Consider the following 17,270-nt stretch of genomic DNA (forward strand, 5'->3'; position numbering starts at 1 on the left):
AAAAGGCAAGGGATAAGCGAACTTACTCCTCCATTCAATATCTTTTGTTTTTACTTTTTTACTTTGAATAAGAATCGCTCTACTTTTATTTTACGTTGCAATTGCATCAATCCGTAAAACAAGGCTTCGGGGCGGGGCGGGCATCCCGGAATATATACATCTACAGGAATAACTTCGTCAACGCCTTTCACTACATGATAAGAATCGACAAACGGACCCCCCGAAATAGCACAACTACCCATTGCCACTACATATTTAGGTTCGGCCATCTGATCATAAACACGCTTCAACAATGGAGCCATTTTATGCACGATAGTGCCTGCCACTACAATTGTATCTGCCTGACGTGGACTGTTACGTGTAACCTCCATGCCAAAACGAGCCAGATCGTATTTTGAAGCAGCCGATGCCATAAACTCAATACCACAACAGCTTGTAGCAAAAGCCAAAGGCCATATAGAATTAGATCGTCCCCAGTTTATTAGATCGTCAAGTTTACCGACTACAATACCAACTCCGTTGGATTGAAGCTCTTTAACGTATTCTTCAAGGTATTCGTTATCTTTAAATTCCTCATTCGGAATCCCTTTTATATATATATTCTTTACTTCCATGACAAAGCTCCTTTCCTCCAAGCATAGGCTAAGCCTAGACCTAATATCAATATGAAAAATAATATGCTATACAAACCCTGCATACCCAAGTCACGCACTACTGTTGCCCACGGGAACAAGAATATAGTTTCCACGTCAAACATCAGATAAAGAATGGCATACAGATAATATCCCACTTTAAATTGCATCCACGATGTGCCATGTGTAGGAATACCACACTCATAAGGCTCACCTTTTTGCGCATTAAATGATTTAGGAGAGAGCAACAGGGCCATGCCCAAACCGGCACAGACTAAGGTCATCCCTGTAACTAAAACGACTAAAAAAAGAGCAGAAGAACTCATATTTTTATTTTAAAGTTAGATCTATTATAGTTTTATAGTATTTCAGTTCCTTTATCAAACGATTGTAATAAGAAATATAATATAATACACTCCATACACAATGGGCGCAAAATTAAAATTTTATTTCGTTATACACAAACTTAAGACGCCAAATAATCGAAAATTGTCAACTGAACATTACAAAATTAACTGTTATGCCTTCTCCTTAACGATATAAATAGGTCTTCTCTTTGTTTCAAGATATGTTTTTGACAAATATTGGCCAAGAATACCCAAGCAGAAAAGCTGGATACCGCCAATGAAAAATATAATACAAATAGTAGAAGGATACCCATCTACAGGATCTCCCCAGATAAGTGTTTTCATTATGATGACACAAATCATCAGAAAGGCGATGACACAAAACAAAATCCCAAAAGCCGATGCTATATATAAAGGTCTTGTAGAAAAAGCAATGATACCCTCTATCGAATAAAAGAACAAACTCAGAAACGACCACTTAGTAGCACCTGCAACCCGCTCTATATTTTCATACGAAATCCATTTAGTATTGAACCCGACCCAGCCGAAAATACCTTTTGAAAAACGGTTATACTCGCTCAAGTCAATTATGGCATTTACCATTTGGCGGCTCATCAGGCGAAAATCACGAGCACCATCTACAATTTCGGTATCTGATATTTTATTTATCAACTGATAAAACTGCTTAGCAAAGAAAGATCGTATTGCCGGCTCCCCTTTGCGATCGAGGCGACGGGTTGCTACACAATCGTAGTCTTCGGTTTTAAGAGTATCATACATCTCTTTTAATAACGATGGCGGATCTTGTAAATCGGCATCCATCAATGCGACATAATCGCCTGTCGACGCCTCTAGCCCGGCATAAATACCGGCTTCTTTGCCAAAGTTACGAGAGAATGATACATAACGGACACGGTTATCCACATCTTTAAGTCCTTTGATTACCGATAATGTTTTATCTTTCGATCCGTCATTAACAAAAATAAATTCGAACTCTTGCCCGGACATACCTTCTGTTACTTTCTTTAGTTCTTCATAAAGGAAGGGAAGTGCTTGCTCTTCATTATAGCAAGGTATTATTAAGGATATTTTATCCATGATATTGCAAATTTAGATAAAAACAATATTATAAAGTTTGATCATTTCTGAATCACAAAGCTAATAATAAATAGAATACAGATCTTTGTTATCTTTAATTATTTCCGCTTCACTCTATAAACATTAAAATGTCTCAGCTTATTTGGAATATCTTCTAATTTATATCCCTCGGGTAAAAAACAATTCTCAGAAAGACCGGGCACAGCAAAAACATATACATCATCATATTTTTCGATCTTAGAAAAAGAATCTTTTTCTGATGAAAATTCAACAATCCTATCATCTGCCCAATATGGTATTAGTAAAGCTTGCACCCATGGCGCCTGACCAATCGAATCAGAATTGACAATTAACATTGGAACCTTCTGACTTTCAACACAATTTACTTTAACATAGGGAACACCCCAATATACATCGTCTTTAAGAATCCCTTTACTCAATGTGAAAGCAAAAAACAGAACAAACAAAAACTGCTGTTTGCGAGAATCGAAATACGATAAAACAAAAGGAATAAATAATGACACAATCGGCAGAGCAGAAACACCATAGCGAATAGCTTTGTATGGAGCTAATATAAAAACAATCAGAATCCAAAATAAAGCACAAACAGAAAGTAGCAATGGCAGAAAGGATTTTATATCTTGATTGTTACCCTTTCTTCTTTGCATGAAAATAAAGGCTACCGAAAGAACAAGTACTCCAACTGAATATATATCAAGAAAGAATGAACAAAGCTCTTTAGCCAGTCCTTCAATTGACAATAAAATATTTGCGATCACCCCGTCTCCGCCTAACTTTTCTATGGCTTGTGTACCGCGTTCTGCGATAAGGAAGCTATTGTAATTGGAATAAACTGTCAAAACGAATATATAGGACAAAACAAGGGTACATATCAAAAAAGAAATATTATACTTCTGTTTTTTCTTATAAGAAAAAAACACCAAGGCAAATCCTAAAATAATAACATAAAATACTGCAAAATAGCCAGACAGAAAAACCAGCGCCGTAGCTATCGCAATTAGAAGCATATTTTTCCATGTATCGAACCTCACCCTATCTTGTATTGACAAATAACACAAAACAAACACAAAAGAGAATAATACAAGAATGGTTTCTTGTAACTGATATGGCCTAAAAAACAAAGTATTCGCTATGGAGGCAGGGTTAAGGAATGCAATAGCAAGGGTGCATATTACGAGAATTTTATTTGAGAATAATTTACGAGACAACCCGCATAATAAAAAGAAGCCACAAGCAAACAGCAGGAGATTCAAAATGAAACCTCTCATCAATATTTGATCAAAAACTGTTGTATCAGCTCCCCAAAAACTTATGCGTAAAAAAGAATAATACAGATTTGTGTGTGGATCGTCTCTCGTCGAATTACGCAAAGATCTTACATCTTGAAAAATACTTTTTAAAGAATTATCATCTGACAATAAAATAGCTTTCAGTTCTCGTCCTGTGTATACGGCACTATCATCTTTAAACTCTTCGGTCCATCCGTAGGTATTATAAGTAGATAATATTACAGAAAGGTGCTCATCTAAAAATAAATGTTCTTTATCCATAAACTTTAAGCAACGAATACCGGTAGCCAAAACAAAGACTAATAAAACCCAAAACCAAAACGAACGAAAAATCTTTACCAGAATACTATAATTCATATTACCGAGAATAAATTTGTAAAGCTTAAATAACTAAGCCAAATTAGAATTGGAGAGTTAAATAGACCGCAAAAGTAAAAATTAAAGCAAAGACGACAAACATCAATCAGAAAGAAGATACTTTTCTACCAATCGCGAAACCGGATAATCATCGACCGTTTCAGCTTCTATTTGTAAGTAATCAGGAAAATCCCCGCGTTCAATTTCTATTCGATAAAAATTAGCATAAATTATCTGATGTGACAAGACATGCTTCATTTGTGACACCAAAGTGATTGTCACTCCCTCCACATTATCAAACAGCTTAACAAAAGACTCATCCTTCTGCAATCGTTCTATGGATAAGCTTTCGGAAGTTTCAATCAGCGGCAATTCATAAAGTCCATGCCAAATATCTTTAGCTCCACGTTTGTTCAAATACATTTTATCGTTGTGACGAATATCCAAGTAATTAAAATAGCGATTTCGAACCTTAGTCTTGCCTTCTTTAACGGGGTAAGATGACACCTTATTATATAAATATGCCTGACAAAAATCTGCCATTGGACATATTTGGCAATTGGGAGACATAGGAACACACTGCAAAGCCCCAAATTCCATGATAGCCTGATTATGCAAACCCGGTTCTTCCTCATTGAGCAAAGACTGAGCCAATTGAGCAAAAACCTTTTTGCCGGATGTTGTATCTATAGCGTCATCAACAGCAAATATACGCGACAACACCCGATACACGTTGCCATCGACTACGGCATAGGGCTGATTATATGCAAAAGAAACAATTGCAGCAGCAGTATACTCCCCTATACCTTTTAATGCTAAAACATCTTTATATTCGCGTGGAAATACTCCTTTATATATACCTGCTATTATTTGAGCCGTTGCATGAAGATTTCGTGCCCTACTATAATAGCCTAAACCTTGCCATAATTTCAACACTTCGCCCTCGTCGGCGACGGCTAAACTACTCACATCAGGGAAACGGTAAATAAAACGATCGAAGTATGCCCAGCCCTGATCGACCCGTGTTTGCTGCAATATTATTTCCGATATCCATATTATATAAGGATCGTTTGTTTCCCGCCAGGGTAATTCCCGCTTATTCTTTTCATACCATTGTGTCAGCAATGCACTCAATCTTAAGTTTTTCCCTTCAACCATGTAGTTTAATATATGATAATCTCATGTTTAACTGCTTTTTTTACAAAAAATGAGTTTTATTTGTTTCAAAGGTAAATAAAAAGCTATATATTTGCAGTCCAAAAATTTAATTGTTTAGAACTATAAAAAAATAAAAAAATGACAAAAGCTGACATCGTTAACGAAATTGCGAAAAATACAGGTATTGACAAAGCTACTGTATTAAAAACAGTTGAATCATTCATGGACGTTGTAAAAGACTCACTTAGCAAGAATGAAAACGTTTACTTAAGAGGATTTGGAAGTTTCATCGTGAAAACTAGAGCACAAAAAACAGCTCGTAACATTTCTAAAAACACTACAATTATTATACCTGCACATTCTATCCCTGCATTTAAGCCGGCTAAAACTTTTGTTATACAGGTAAGAAAATAAAAAATTACATCAACAATTATTAATTTCTAAATATAAAAAATATGCCAAGCGGAAAAAAAAGAAAAAGACATAAAATGTCTACGCACAAGCGCAAAAAGAGACTAAGAAAAAACAGACACAAAAAGAAAAAATAAGGTCTGACATTTTTCTATGAAATGGAAATATACAAGAACAAACTTATAAATTAATAGATTTTAGGTTTGTTCTTTGTGTATTTTGAGAAATAGGTTTATCTGCAAGGAATAAACAAATCCACTTATTAGTTTAAACATTTAGTCAAAGAATTATGTTTAATCTTCTACACCCTAATAATTAAATAAAATATGAATAGCGAACTTGTAGTTGATGTTCAACCGAACGAAATCTCAATCGCTGTACTCGAAGATAAAAAATTAGTCGAGTTACAGAAAGAAGGAAGAGATGCATCGTTTGCAGTTGGTAACATCTATGCCGGCAAAGTAAAGAAAATAATGCCCGGCCTCAACGCTGCTTTTGTAGATATAGGGTACAAAAAAGATGCTTTTCTTCACTACTTAGACCTTGGTGCTCAATTCAGGTCTGTAGACAAATTTCACAAACAGGCTATTGCTGACAAAAAGAAATTCCCCAATATTTCTAAAATGAAATTAGAGCCGGATATCAACAAAGAAGGCTCAATCAGCGATATACTAAAATCAGGACAAGAAATTCTTGTTCAAATTGCAAAGGAACCAATTTCGACGAAAGGACCACGGCTTACAGCCGAACTCTCACTGGCAGGACGTTTTCTCGTGCTTATTCCGTTTAACGATAAAGTTTCTGTCTCGCAGAAAATAAAATCGAAAGAGGAACGTGCCCGACTTCGCCAGTTGATACAGAGTATCAAACCTAAGAACTTCGGAGTTATAGTACGAACTGTAGCCGAAGGAAAAAAGGTTGTAGAATTGGATACAGAATTAAAAACTCTCTTTAGACGATGGGAAGATAATTTACCGAAAATACAAAAGAGTAAATTACCAACCGTTGTTTACGAAGAGACTGGACGTATCGTAGCCTTACTGCGAGACGTTTTCAATCCGAGCTTTCAGGAGATCCATGTAAATGATCAAGAAACTCTTAATCAGATAAAGGATTATATAACAATTATTGCTCCCGAGAAGAAGAATATAGTAAAAGACTATACAGGAGAGCTTCCTATATTTGATAACTTCAATGTTACAAAGCAGATTAAAGCCCTTTTCGGCAAAACAGTTACTTTCCGAAATGGAGCATACCTTATCATTGAACACACAGAGGCGTTACACGTTGTAGATGTCAACAGCGGAAACAGATCTAAAAACCCTGAAGCAGGACAAGAAAATAATGCTTGGGAAGTAAATTCCGCAGCAGCAGAGGAGATAGCCCGACAATTACGATTACGAGACATGGGGGGAATTATCGTAATCGACTTTATAGATATGACGGAAGGAGAGCACCGTAGCCAGCTAATAGCTAAAATGCAGGAATTAATGTCTAAGGATCGTGCCAAACACAACATATTGCCATTGAGCAAGTTTGGATTGATGCAAATCACTCGCCAGCGCGTACGACCCGAGATGGAAATATCGACCACAGAAATATGCCCGAACTGTTTTGGCAAAGGGGAGATAAGACCGTCTATTTTATTTACAGACACCTTGCGCATGAAAATAAGCTATTTGGTTAACCAATTGAACGTGAAGAAATTTACTTTACATGTACACCCATATGTAGCAGCATTCATCAACAAAGGTTTTATATCATTGAATATGAAATGGAGATGGAGATATGGCAGAGGAATTAAAATAATTCCAAACCAGAATCTAGCATATCTCGAATATCATTTCTATGATGAAAACAAAGATGAAATAGATATGAAACAAGATTTTGAAATAAAGTAGAAATCTACAATAAATAAAAGCCCGACAATTAATTATCGGGCTTTTATTATTCTCATTTATCTCACCTAATTCGGTCAAGATAAGACTTTTTCTATACTTAAAAGTCTTTTATTTCTTTCACTAGTTTTTTAGAAGGCAGATAGATTTGGAATCCAACCCCAAATGAAAGACCATGAGTGTAAGCTGATGAACCGAAACCAACTATACCATCGTATTTCAGCAAACCTTCAATACCCACAGAAGGAGTAATAAAATAAGAAATACCGGGACCAAATCCAAAACCTAAACCAGTAGTGTTCGAACTATTCACTCTATTACTAATCCCCTGAAAGCCAGTATTAGCTTCAACAAAGAATTTAGTATTTCTAAAAGCAGGAACCTTATCGACACCAACAAAATAACGAGCCAAAGGTCCTACTCCATAAGTATAAACATTTCCATCCTGCCCATTAACATGGTTTAAACCAAACTGTCCGTAAGCTCCGACTGCTAGTCCGTCTCTTATAAACCAAGCAGCCTTAGGTGTAAATTGGAAAGACGTTTGACTATCAAACGTCAAATTTAAATCAGCCACATTAGCTCCTACTAAAACGTTTCCCTGGCTTATCTGGGCTTTTGCCACATTTACTCCTAATAGAAGTATAGCGAATACAATTATCTTTTTCATAAATAAATAATTTAATTAATAAAGACGCTTATTTAAAGAATATAAAACAAACTTTTTATTAATTTGTTTTAAATTTAACTAATACAGAAGGCAAACTTAATATATATTCACACATTACTAAAACAAACAAATACTATCCTTAACGTAAAAACCTGCAACAATTAGCCCAAAGAATAGATTCGAAGTATATCTAACAAAACATTCTTAAAATAAGCAATTAAATAAATACACTTAAAATACACACTTATTATATTTTAACATTAAATCGCAAAATATTCAATAGACATCCATTGTTAATAAGCGTTTTCACAGACATATTATATTAATTTAAAAATATATCTTTGTATTAATCAATAATAACCTAACGAAAATCATGAGAAAACTGACATCTATCTTACTTTTTTCATTCTTGGCATACTCCGGATTTAGTTATGCACAGAAACAACCTGTAGATTATGTAAATCCATTTATTGGAACAACAAACTATGGAACAACAAATCCAGGGGCAGTTTGCCCACAAAGTTTCATGTCGGTAACACCCTTCAACGTTATGGGTTCCGATCTTAATAAACGAGATAAAGACACTGGTTGGTGGTCGACTCCATATTCTTTCGCAAATAGCTATTTTACAGGTTTTGCACATGTAAATCTTAGTGGCGTTGGTTGTCCGGATATGAGTAGTTTATTACTTACTGCAACAACGGGTGAACTAGATGTTGACTATCACAACTATGGAAGTGAATATAAAGAAGAAACAGCAAGTCCCGGTTATTACTCAAACATTCTGACCAAATACAATATCAAAGCTGAAGCCAGTGCTACACCGCGTGTAGGTATATCCCGCTTCACTTTCCCAAAAGGTCAGAGCCATATCCTACTTAATCTTGGCGAAGGACTGACGAACGAATCGGGAGGTATGCTTCGTAAAGTCAATGATAGAGAGATAGAAGGAACGAAACTATTAGGCACTTTCTGCTACACGGCTAACCAGGCTGTTTTTCCTATCTATTTTGTAATGCGCTTAAGTAAAGCCCCTAAAACAACAGGCTATTGGAAACTACAACGCCCAGGACTAGCGTGGGAAAAAGACTGGAACGCCGATGCAGGAAAATATAAATTATACACAAAGTATGAAAAAGAAATTGCAGGTGACGATGTTGGTGCATATTTCACTTTCGACACAGAAGAAAATGAGGCTATTACTGTTCAAATGGGAGTATCTTTTGTCAGTATCGCAAATGCACGTGAAAACCTGAACAAAGAACAACCTAAGCCTGATTTTGATGGTATACATGCCGCTGCCCGTAAACAATGGAACGACGACCTATCCCGCATTCTTGTAGAAGGAGGAACTGATGAGCAAAAAACAGTATTCTACACGGGACTGTATCATGCCCTTATCCATCCTAATATCCTACAAGATGTAAACGGACAATACCCTGCAATGGAAAGTTCTGAAATAAAAACGACTAAAGAGAACCGCTACACAGTATTTTCACTTTGGGATACATATCGCAATGTGCATCAGTTGATGACACTTATCTATCCCGATCGTCAATTGCAAATGATGCATTCGATGATAGATATGTATAAAGAACATGGTTGGATGCCTAAATGGGAACTTTACAGCCGCGAATCGTACACGATGGAAGGCGATCCTTCGATCCCTGTTATTGTAGATGCATATATGAAAGGGTTACGCGATTTTGATATAGAAACAGCCTACGAAGCATTCTATAAATCGGCAACAACTCCAGGTGCCGAAAACATGCTTCGTCCCGACAATGACGACTATATGAAATATGGTTATGTACCTTTGAGAGGTAAATTTGACAACTCAGTCTCACATGCTTTGGAATACTATATTGCCGATTGGAATCTGGCTCGCTTTGCAGAAGCGTTGGGCAAAAAAGAAGATGCTAAATTGTTTCACGACCGCTCTTTAGGCTACAAGCATTATTATGATAAAGAATACGGAACATTCCGCCCAATTCTTCCCGACGGTACATTCCTGACTCCATTCGATCCGTTATTGGGTGCAAACTTCGAACCAAACCCGGGTTTTCATGAAGGAAATGCATGGAACTATACATTCGCAGTACCGCATGATATTCCCGGACTAATGAAGTTGATGGGTGGACCTAAAAAATTCACAGAAAAGCTACAATCGGTCTTCGACAACGGATACTTCGACCCGACTAACGAACCTGATATTATCTATCCTCACTTGTTCAGTGATGTGAAAGGCGAAGAGTGGCGTACTCAAAAAATCATCAAAGAGGTTCTAGCCAAACACTTTACAAATACTCCGGGTGGACTACCGGGAAATGATGATACAGGAACACTGTCTACATGGGCAGTCTTCAATATGATGGGGATCTATCCTGTTTGTCCGGGACGCCCCGACTATACCTTAGTAACACCGACATTCGACAAAGTGACGATCAAACTCGATCCTAAATTTTATAAATCGGGACAAGTCGTTATTGAAAAAGTGAAACCTATGGATGCTGCAAATCCTGATTATATAAGCAGTGTAAGAGTCGATGGCAAAGAACTAAAAAATTACCGCATAACACATGAAGAATTGACAGGAGCAAAAGAAATTAAATATTTAGTCAAACCAATGGCTAAATAATATCAGATAACTTATAAATAAAGGCTTGCAAATTATGTAAGCCTTTATTTTTTTGTATTTTTATTGTTCTATATATTGATTAACCTATGAAGAAAACGCTTACTCTCATCTACAGTTGTTTATTTTCTGCAATTCTGTACTCACAAGGAAATAGCAATAGCCTCAACATAAATCTTGTCGATATTCCTCAAGGCTACTTCTGGATGGGATCGGAAGGAAAGGGTGAGAATTTTGATGAAGCTCCACTTCATAAAGTATATATTACAGAACCATTCAAAATGGGAGCAACAGAAATAACAAATGCGCAATATGAGGCTTTTGATCCTTCCCACAAAGAATACAGAGGCAAATATGGATTTTCTGAAAATGACGATGATGCAGCGATATATATCAGCTACCACGATGCTATTGCATTTTGCGAATGGTTATCAAAAAAAGAAGGAATAACCTATCGTTTACCGACCGAGGCAGAATGGGAATATGCTTGTCGAGCAGGAACATATACTCCCTATTGGACTGGAATTTCATTACCCGATTCTTTCCTGAAGAATCAGAAACTATATCGTGATCCTGTATCAGTATCCTTACAAGTTGGTCAAACCAGACCAAATACTCTTGGACTTTACGACATGCATGGCAATGTAGAAGAATGGTGCTCAGATTGGTATGCCCCGTATAAATTACAGGAGCAAACTGATCCATTGGGGGCAAAAGACGGATTATATAAAGTTACCCGTGGTGGCAGTCATGGAACACCCGTAGAATTCTTGCGATCGGCAAACAGAATGGCGATGATTCCTGAGGATAAACATTGGCTTACAGGCTTTAGAGTGGTGCAAGGAGAGCACCCAGAAATCGGTTATTATTCAAAATCGGAAACAATTCCTTTTTTTATGCAAGATGTAAATCAAGCTAAATTTGATTGGAAAATCGACAATACTCCGATATTCAAAGAGCCTGTAAACTACATCATACCACCCGACTGCAATAGCAATATTCCTTTCTATAATCATAACCATTGTCCAAGCATCACGTGGTGCGACAATGGAGATCTACTAACTATCTGGTTTTCTGCCAATCAAGAGAATGGCCGCGAAATGGTAATACTAGGTAGCCGCCTTCGAAACGGCAATGCAACATGGGATCCGGCTTCGTTATTTTTTAAAGTACCCGATCGTAACATGACCGGCTCTGCACTATTCAACGATGAACAAGGTAGGCTTATTCACACAAACGGAGTAGAAGCCGCAGGCGATTGGCAAAATCTGGCAATAGCGCAGCGAACAAGCACCGATAATGGCGCGACATGGAGTAAGCCTCAATTAATAGCACCCGAACATAAGAAAAGGCATCAGGTTATATCGGGAACAATTCGGACTAAAGCCGGATACCTTATCCAATTGGCAGATGCGAGTCCCGAAAGTAATGGAGGTACAGCAATGCACATAAGTAAAGATAATGGACAAACATGGCAAGACCCGGGAAAAGGAAAAGCTAATAATTTTACCGAAGGTGATAAAGGCGGAAGCATAGCCGGTATCCATGCCGGTATTGTCGAACTTTCGAATGGAAACTTGATGGCACTAGGCAGAGGAGATGCAATACAGAACAAAGATAGTCTGTGGAGAATGCCTATGAGTATATCCTCCGATCTTGGCGAAAGCTGGACATATTCGGCATCCATATTCCCCCCGATTGACGGTGGGCAACGTTTAGTGCTCATGAAGCTTAACGAAGGTCCTATTATGTTGATTTCATTCACCAATCATCCCTACCGATTAAAAAATAATGGGGAAAGAGGGATGGAATTTATTAATCCGAAAGGCGAAAAACACAAGGGAGAGGGAATGTATGCAGCTCTTTCTTGGGACGATGGTAAAACTTGGCCTGTAAAGAAACTAATAACTGACGGGAAAGAACGTTTACTTTACGGACAGGCATGGACCGGATTTTTCCTGATGAATGAAACTCAAGCCGAACCCCAAGGTTATCTGGCGGCAACACAATCACCGGACAATATAATACATTTGATTAGCAGCGGCATTCACTATCAGTTCAATTTGGAGTGGCTAACAAATAAAAGCAATAGTAAATAAAATATAAACATTATATCTATCATAACATGAAAAAGTATTTGTATATCCTATTCTTTCCATTGCTGGTATCTTGTTCTTCTACCTATTTTCTATCGACGCTTAGCTCGAATAGTGAAGACGTAGAGCAAGTAGAAAATGGAGATTTCTTAATAGAAAAAGACAGTCTCTGGATTGCTTATTGCTTCAATGGCGAAAGTGCCCCTATCCAGATTACAGTATTTAATAAATCGAGCCAGCCCTTGTATGTTGATTGGCAAAAGTCAGCCCTAATAGTTAATGATGTAGCATTTACCTATGGAGGTGAAAAGCTGGAAATGGGAGGCAATGTAAATGGCTATTTTATAGATGATATGCCTATGCTTTATAATAGTGTCGGTGAATTCCAAGGCGATTTCAGAGGAAATATCAATTTGCCAAAATACGTGAGTTTTATTCCGCCAAACACGATGATTAGTCATAAACCTCTTCGTTTAACAGGGGTAGACCTCGAAGTTATCCCCAAAAAGGAATATAAGAATATGCTAATGACTGATAAAAATGATCAGACTGTGAAGGTTAAACAAGTAAACTTCGAAGAAGAAAATACTCCTCTGAAATTTAGAAGTTATCTGACTGTATATGCGGAAAATAACAAACCCATAGTTTTTGAACAAAGCTTCTATTTGAAAAATATAATAAAATCGACATCTCTTACGCCAAAATCTATGTCTAAAGAGTTGGCAGAAAGAGGAGATTTGTTCTATATCGAAAAACCTGCAAATACTACGTTCGCAAATATATTTCTAGGGACTAGCCTTGTAGTAGGTGCAGTCGCTCTGGATGTGATGGTTAATACAAATAATTATTAATAATAATTACACTATCTTCCTTACCTGATCAGGATGATAGTACAGCCTTTAACTTTCCATTATCTTATACTCTTTTTGTCCAAAGAAATAACTAACTTTGCGGCAAAGTAAAACTGCAAAAAAACAGTCATGGAATACAATTTTAAAGAGATCGAAAAACGCTGGCAAAAGTATTGGATAGATAACAAAATTTATAAAGTATCGGAAGATACTGCCAAACCTAAATATTACGTCCTCGACATGTTCCCCTACCCTTCGGGTGCGGGTCTTCATGTAGGACATCCACTAGGCTATATAGCATCAGATATTTATTCAAGATACAAACGTCTACAAGGCTTTAATGTTCTCCATCCGATGGGCTACGATGCCTACGGACTTCCCGCAGAGCAATATGCGATACAAACCGGACAACATCCGGCTATCACAACTACTCAAAATATCAAAAGATACCGTGAGCAATTGGATAAGATTGGATTCTCTTTCGACTGGAGCAGAGAAATACAAACTTGCGACCCTAAATATTACCATTGGACACAATGGGCATTTATCCAAATGTTCAATTCGTACTATTGCTTCGACGAACAACAAGCCCGACCTATACAAGAGCTTATCGATGTATTTGAGGCGCAAGGCACGCAAGGCATGAATATTTCTTGCACTGAAGAATTGTCGTTCACTGCTGACGAATGGAAAAACAAGAACGAGAAGGAAAAACAAGAGATATTACTTAATTACCGCATAGCTTATCTGGCAAACACCAGAGTTAACTGGTGTCAGGAATTAGGAACCGTATTGGCAAACGACGAAGTGATCAACGGATTATCCGAACGCGGAGGCTATCCTGTTGAGCAACGTATCATGCGCCAATGGAGTCTGCGCGTATCTGCCTATGCTCAACGCCTGTTAGATGGGCTGGAGAAAATAGACTGGAGCGACTCCATAAAAGAAACGCAAAAGAACTGGATCGGTAAAAGTGTAGGTGCGGAAATGAAATTCAAAGTGAAAGATTCGGATATCGAATTCGAAATCTTTACTACACGTGCCGATACTATATTCGGGGTTACATTCATGGTACTGGCTCCCGAAAGCGATTATGTATCTATGATAACTACCGATGCTCAAAAAGCAGATGTAGATAAGTATGTAGAAGCCACAAAACGCCGTACAGAGCGTGAACGCATCGCAGACAAAAAGGTATCGGGTGTATTCTCGGGGGCTTATGCCATCAACCCGTTGAACGGCAAAGAAATCCCTATATGGATTTCGGATTATGTACTTGCCGGATATGGAACAGGCGCTATTATGGCTGTACCTGCACACGATAGTCGTGACTATACATTTGCTAAACATTTCGGTTTGGAAATCCTTCCTTTGATAGAAGGTTGTGATGTATCGGAAGAAAGCTTCGATGCAAAAGAAGGCATCATGGTGAACTCTGGATTCTTAAACGGATTGACAGTAAAAGAAGCAATAGAAAGAACAAAAGAACATATAGAAGAGAAAGGTCTTGGCCGCCTGAAAACGAATTTTCGCTTACGCGATGCAATCTTCTCACGTCAACGTTATTGGGGTGAGCCATTCCCTGTTTATTACAAGGATGACATGCCTTACATACTTCCTATTGACAAGCTTCCTTTAGAATTACCGGAGATAGACAAATTCTTACCGACCGAAACAGGTGAACCACCTCTTGGACGTGCTACTAAATGGGCATGGGATACGGTAAATAATAAAGTGGCTGATACTACCCAAATAGATAATAAAACAATATTTCCTTTAGAGCTTTGCACCATGCCGGGCTTTGCCGGATCGTCAGCCTATTACCTACGCTACATGGATCCGAACAACGATCAAACATTAGTTGCTAAAGACAAGAACGAATATTGGCGTAATGTCGATCTATATATCGGAGGTACGGAACACGCTACAGGGCATTTGATTTATAGCCGTTTCTGGAATAAATTCCTATTCGACATCAACGTAGCTTGTGAAGATGAGCCTTTTAAGAAGCTTATTAATCAAGGAATGATACAAGGACGAAGCAGTTTTGTATATCGTATTAATGGTACAAATAAATTTGTTTCGCTAAACCTGAAGGATCAATACGAGACTACGCAACTGCATGTGGATGTAAATATAGTCGACAACGACGTTTTAGATTTAGATAAATTTAAAGCATGGAGACCAGAATTTGCCACAGCAGAATTTGTATTAGAAGATGATAAATATATCTGTGGGCACGGAGTAGAAAAGATGTCCAAATCACTATTCAATGTTGTAAATCCTGATGATATTGTAGAAAAATATGGAGCCGATACGCTTCGTATATACGAAATGTTCCTTGGACCATTAGAACAATCGAAACCATGGGATACAAACGGCATCGATGGTGTTAATCGTTTCCTACGCAAAATGTGGAGCTTGTTCTACAAGAACGATCAATTTGTAGTAACAGACGAAGAACCGACCAAAGACGAGTTAAAAGCGTTACATAAATTGATAAAGAAAGTAACGGGTGATATTGAAACATTTTCGTTCAATACTTCAGTCGCTGCCTTTATGATTTGTGTAAATGAGTTGAGTGCATTAAAATGCAACAAACGCACTATCCTAAAAGATCTGATTATAACGCTTGCACCATTTGCACCATTTGTTGCCGAGGAACTTTGGAATGCTTTAGGCAATACTGAATCGGTTTGCGATGCACAATGGGTAGCATACAACGAGAACTATTTGATAGAAGACGTTGTTAACTATACGATTTCTTTCAATGGTAAAGCACGATTCACAATCGAGTTTGCAGCAGATACTGCAAATGACGAAATAGAAAAAGCGGTTTTAGCCCACCAAAGCGCAGAGAAATGGCTGGAAGGAAAGACCCCGAAGAAAGTAATTATTGTACCTAAGAAAATTGTAAATATCGTTCTATAAAAGAACCTATGCCAAAAAGATATTTAAAAGACTTTTATTGGAAAGACTATCTGAATATTACGATAGGTCTTATTCTCTATGCTGTGGGCCTTATCGGGTTTATCAAACCGGGAGGCATAGTAACCGGTGGTCTGGCTGGGGTTGCCTTGTTAGTTGAATATTCGGCAAAAATACCATTACAATATACCTACTTCAGTGTCAACTGTATATTACTGATTATAGCATTAAAAGTGCTGGGTGTTAAGTTTCTTGTAAAAACAATATATGGAGTTTTTGTTTTAACCGGACTACTAACATTGTGTCAGACATATATTACGGGACCCATCATAGAAGAAGAACCTCTCCTTTCGGGAGTGATCGGCGCTATGATGTGCGGATCAGGTATAGGAATGGTTTTCACAGCTAATGGAAGTACGGGAGGCACGGATATTATAGTGGCTCTCATCAATAAATACAAGAATATCGCTTTCGGGCGAGGTATGCTATTATGCGATTTTATAATCATCTGCTGCTCTTATCTGGTATTTCAGGACTATCAAAAAATAATAGCCGGACTCATCGTTATGGGCGTAATGACCTACTCGATCGACATGGTCATAAATGGCTTCAGGCAATCGGTACAGGTCCTTATCTTCTCCGAAAAATACGAGATTATCGCTAATGCCATAAATAAAGAATTGCATAGAGGTTGCACCGTGCTCGACGGGATGGGATGGTACTCAAAAAAACCGACTAAGGTAATCGTAGTTTTAGCCAAAAGATCGGAAGCAATCGATATGTTCCGATTGATAAAAAGTATCGATGAAAAAGCATTTATCTCGCAAAGCACTGTGCGAGGCGTTTATGGGGAAGGTTTTGATCAAATAAGATAACAAA

Annotated in this window: 13 protein-coding genes; 7 read left to right on the forward strand and 6 right to left on the reverse strand. The window is 37.6% G+C overall.

Annotated elements, in window-relative coordinates; all coding sequences use genetic code 11:
* Positions 1 to 50 precede the first annotated feature (50 nt).
* From G7Y57_RS09800 to mutY, 5 genes are all read right to left on the reverse strand, one after another.
* The gene (locus tag G7Y57_RS09800; RefSeq protein WP_165023094.1) at positions 51 to 614 is read right to left on the reverse strand and encodes an NADH-quinone oxidoreductase subunit B; all 564 of its coding nucleotides are present in this window, start codon (positions 612 to 614) and stop codon (positions 51 to 53) included.
* Complete coding sequence (locus G7Y57_RS09805; protein WP_165023111.1) at positions 605 to 958, reverse strand: NADH-quinone oxidoreductase subunit A; 354 nt, start codon at positions 956 to 958, stop codon at positions 605 to 607. Before G7Y57_RS09805 ends, G7Y57_RS09800 begins: the two co-directional genes overlap by 10 nt.
* Positions 959 to 1,150: 192 nt before the next feature.
* Positions 1,151 to 2,077: a glycosyltransferase family 2 protein gene (locus G7Y57_RS09810; RefSeq protein WP_165023113.1), complete on the reverse strand. Its 927-nt coding sequence runs from the start codon at positions 2,075 to 2,077 to the stop codon at positions 1,151 to 1,153.
* Positions 2,078 to 2,175: 98 nt separating this feature from the next.
* Positions 2,176 to 3,648 carry a hypothetical protein gene (locus tag G7Y57_RS09815; RefSeq protein ID WP_165023116.1) on the reverse strand — a complete coding sequence of 491 codons (1,473 nt, stop codon included), beginning with the start codon at positions 3,646 to 3,648 and terminating at the stop codon, positions 2,176 to 2,178.
* Between the two features lie 198 nt (positions 3,649 to 3,846).
* The gene (gene mutY, locus G7Y57_RS09820) at positions 3,847 to 4,902 is read right to left on the reverse strand and encodes an A/G-specific adenine glycosylase (RefSeq protein ID WP_165023119.1); all 1,056 of its coding nucleotides are present in this window, start codon (positions 4,900 to 4,902) and stop codon (positions 3,847 to 3,849) included.
* Positions 4,903 to 5,040: 138 nt separating this feature from the next.
* On the opposite strand from mutY, the gene G7Y57_RS09825 reads away from it, so the two are divergent.
* Entirely contained in the window at positions 5,041 to 5,316 is a 276-nt protein-coding gene (locus G7Y57_RS09825) for an HU family DNA-binding protein (RefSeq protein ID WP_006801658.1), read from the forward strand.
* Positions 5,317 to 5,639: 323 nt separating this feature from the next.
* Positions 5,640 to 7,214: a ribonuclease E/G gene (locus G7Y57_RS09830; protein WP_165023122.1), complete on the forward strand. Its 1,575-nt coding sequence runs from the start codon at positions 5,640 to 5,642 to the stop codon at positions 7,212 to 7,214.
* A gap of 97 nt (positions 7,215 to 7,311) precedes the next feature.
* On the opposite strand, the gene G7Y57_RS09835 is transcribed toward G7Y57_RS09830, so the two are convergent.
* Positions 7,312 to 7,881: an outer membrane beta-barrel protein gene (locus G7Y57_RS09835; protein ID WP_165023125.1), complete on the reverse strand. Its 570-nt coding sequence runs from the start codon at positions 7,879 to 7,881 to the stop codon at positions 7,312 to 7,314.
* 373 nt (positions 7,882 to 8,254) lie between these two features.
* Between G7Y57_RS09835 and G7Y57_RS09840 the strand changes: the two genes are divergently transcribed.
* The 5 genes from G7Y57_RS09840 (at position 8,255) to G7Y57_RS09860 (ending at position 17,266) form a co-directional block, all read left to right on the forward strand.
* Entirely contained in the window at positions 8,255 to 10,519 is a 2,265-nt protein-coding gene (locus tag G7Y57_RS09840; protein ID WP_165023128.1) for a GH92 family glycosyl hydrolase, read from the forward strand.
* An 86-nt stretch (positions 10,520 to 10,605) separates the two neighbouring features.
* Positions 10,606 to 12,615 (forward strand): SUMF1/EgtB/PvdO family nonheme iron enzyme, encoded by a 2,010-nt coding sequence (locus tag G7Y57_RS09845; protein ID WP_165023144.1) that lies wholly within the window; start codon positions 10,606 to 10,608, stop codon positions 12,613 to 12,615.
* 26 nt (positions 12,616 to 12,641) lie between these two features.
* A complete protein-coding gene (locus tag G7Y57_RS09850) occupies positions 12,642 to 13,463 on the forward strand; it encodes a hypothetical protein (RefSeq protein WP_165023147.1) in 822 nt (273 codons plus the stop codon).
* A gap of 129 nt (positions 13,464 to 13,592) precedes the next feature.
* The gene (leuS, locus tag G7Y57_RS09855; protein WP_165023150.1) at positions 13,593 to 16,394 is read left to right on the forward strand and encodes a leucine--tRNA ligase; all 2,802 of its coding nucleotides are present in this window, start codon (positions 13,593 to 13,595) and stop codon (positions 16,392 to 16,394) included.
* A gap of 8 nt (positions 16,395 to 16,402) precedes the next feature.
* Entirely contained in the window at positions 16,403 to 17,266 is an 864-nt protein-coding gene (locus G7Y57_RS09860) for a YitT family protein (RefSeq protein ID WP_165023153.1), read from the forward strand.
* Positions 17,267 to 17,270 lie beyond the last annotated feature (4 nt).

It is taken from the genome of Dysgonomonas sp. ZJ279 (assembly GCF_011039205.1).
In the GTDB taxonomy this organism is placed as follows: Bacteria; Bacteroidota; Bacteroidia; order Bacteroidales; family Dysgonomonadaceae; genus Dysgonomonas.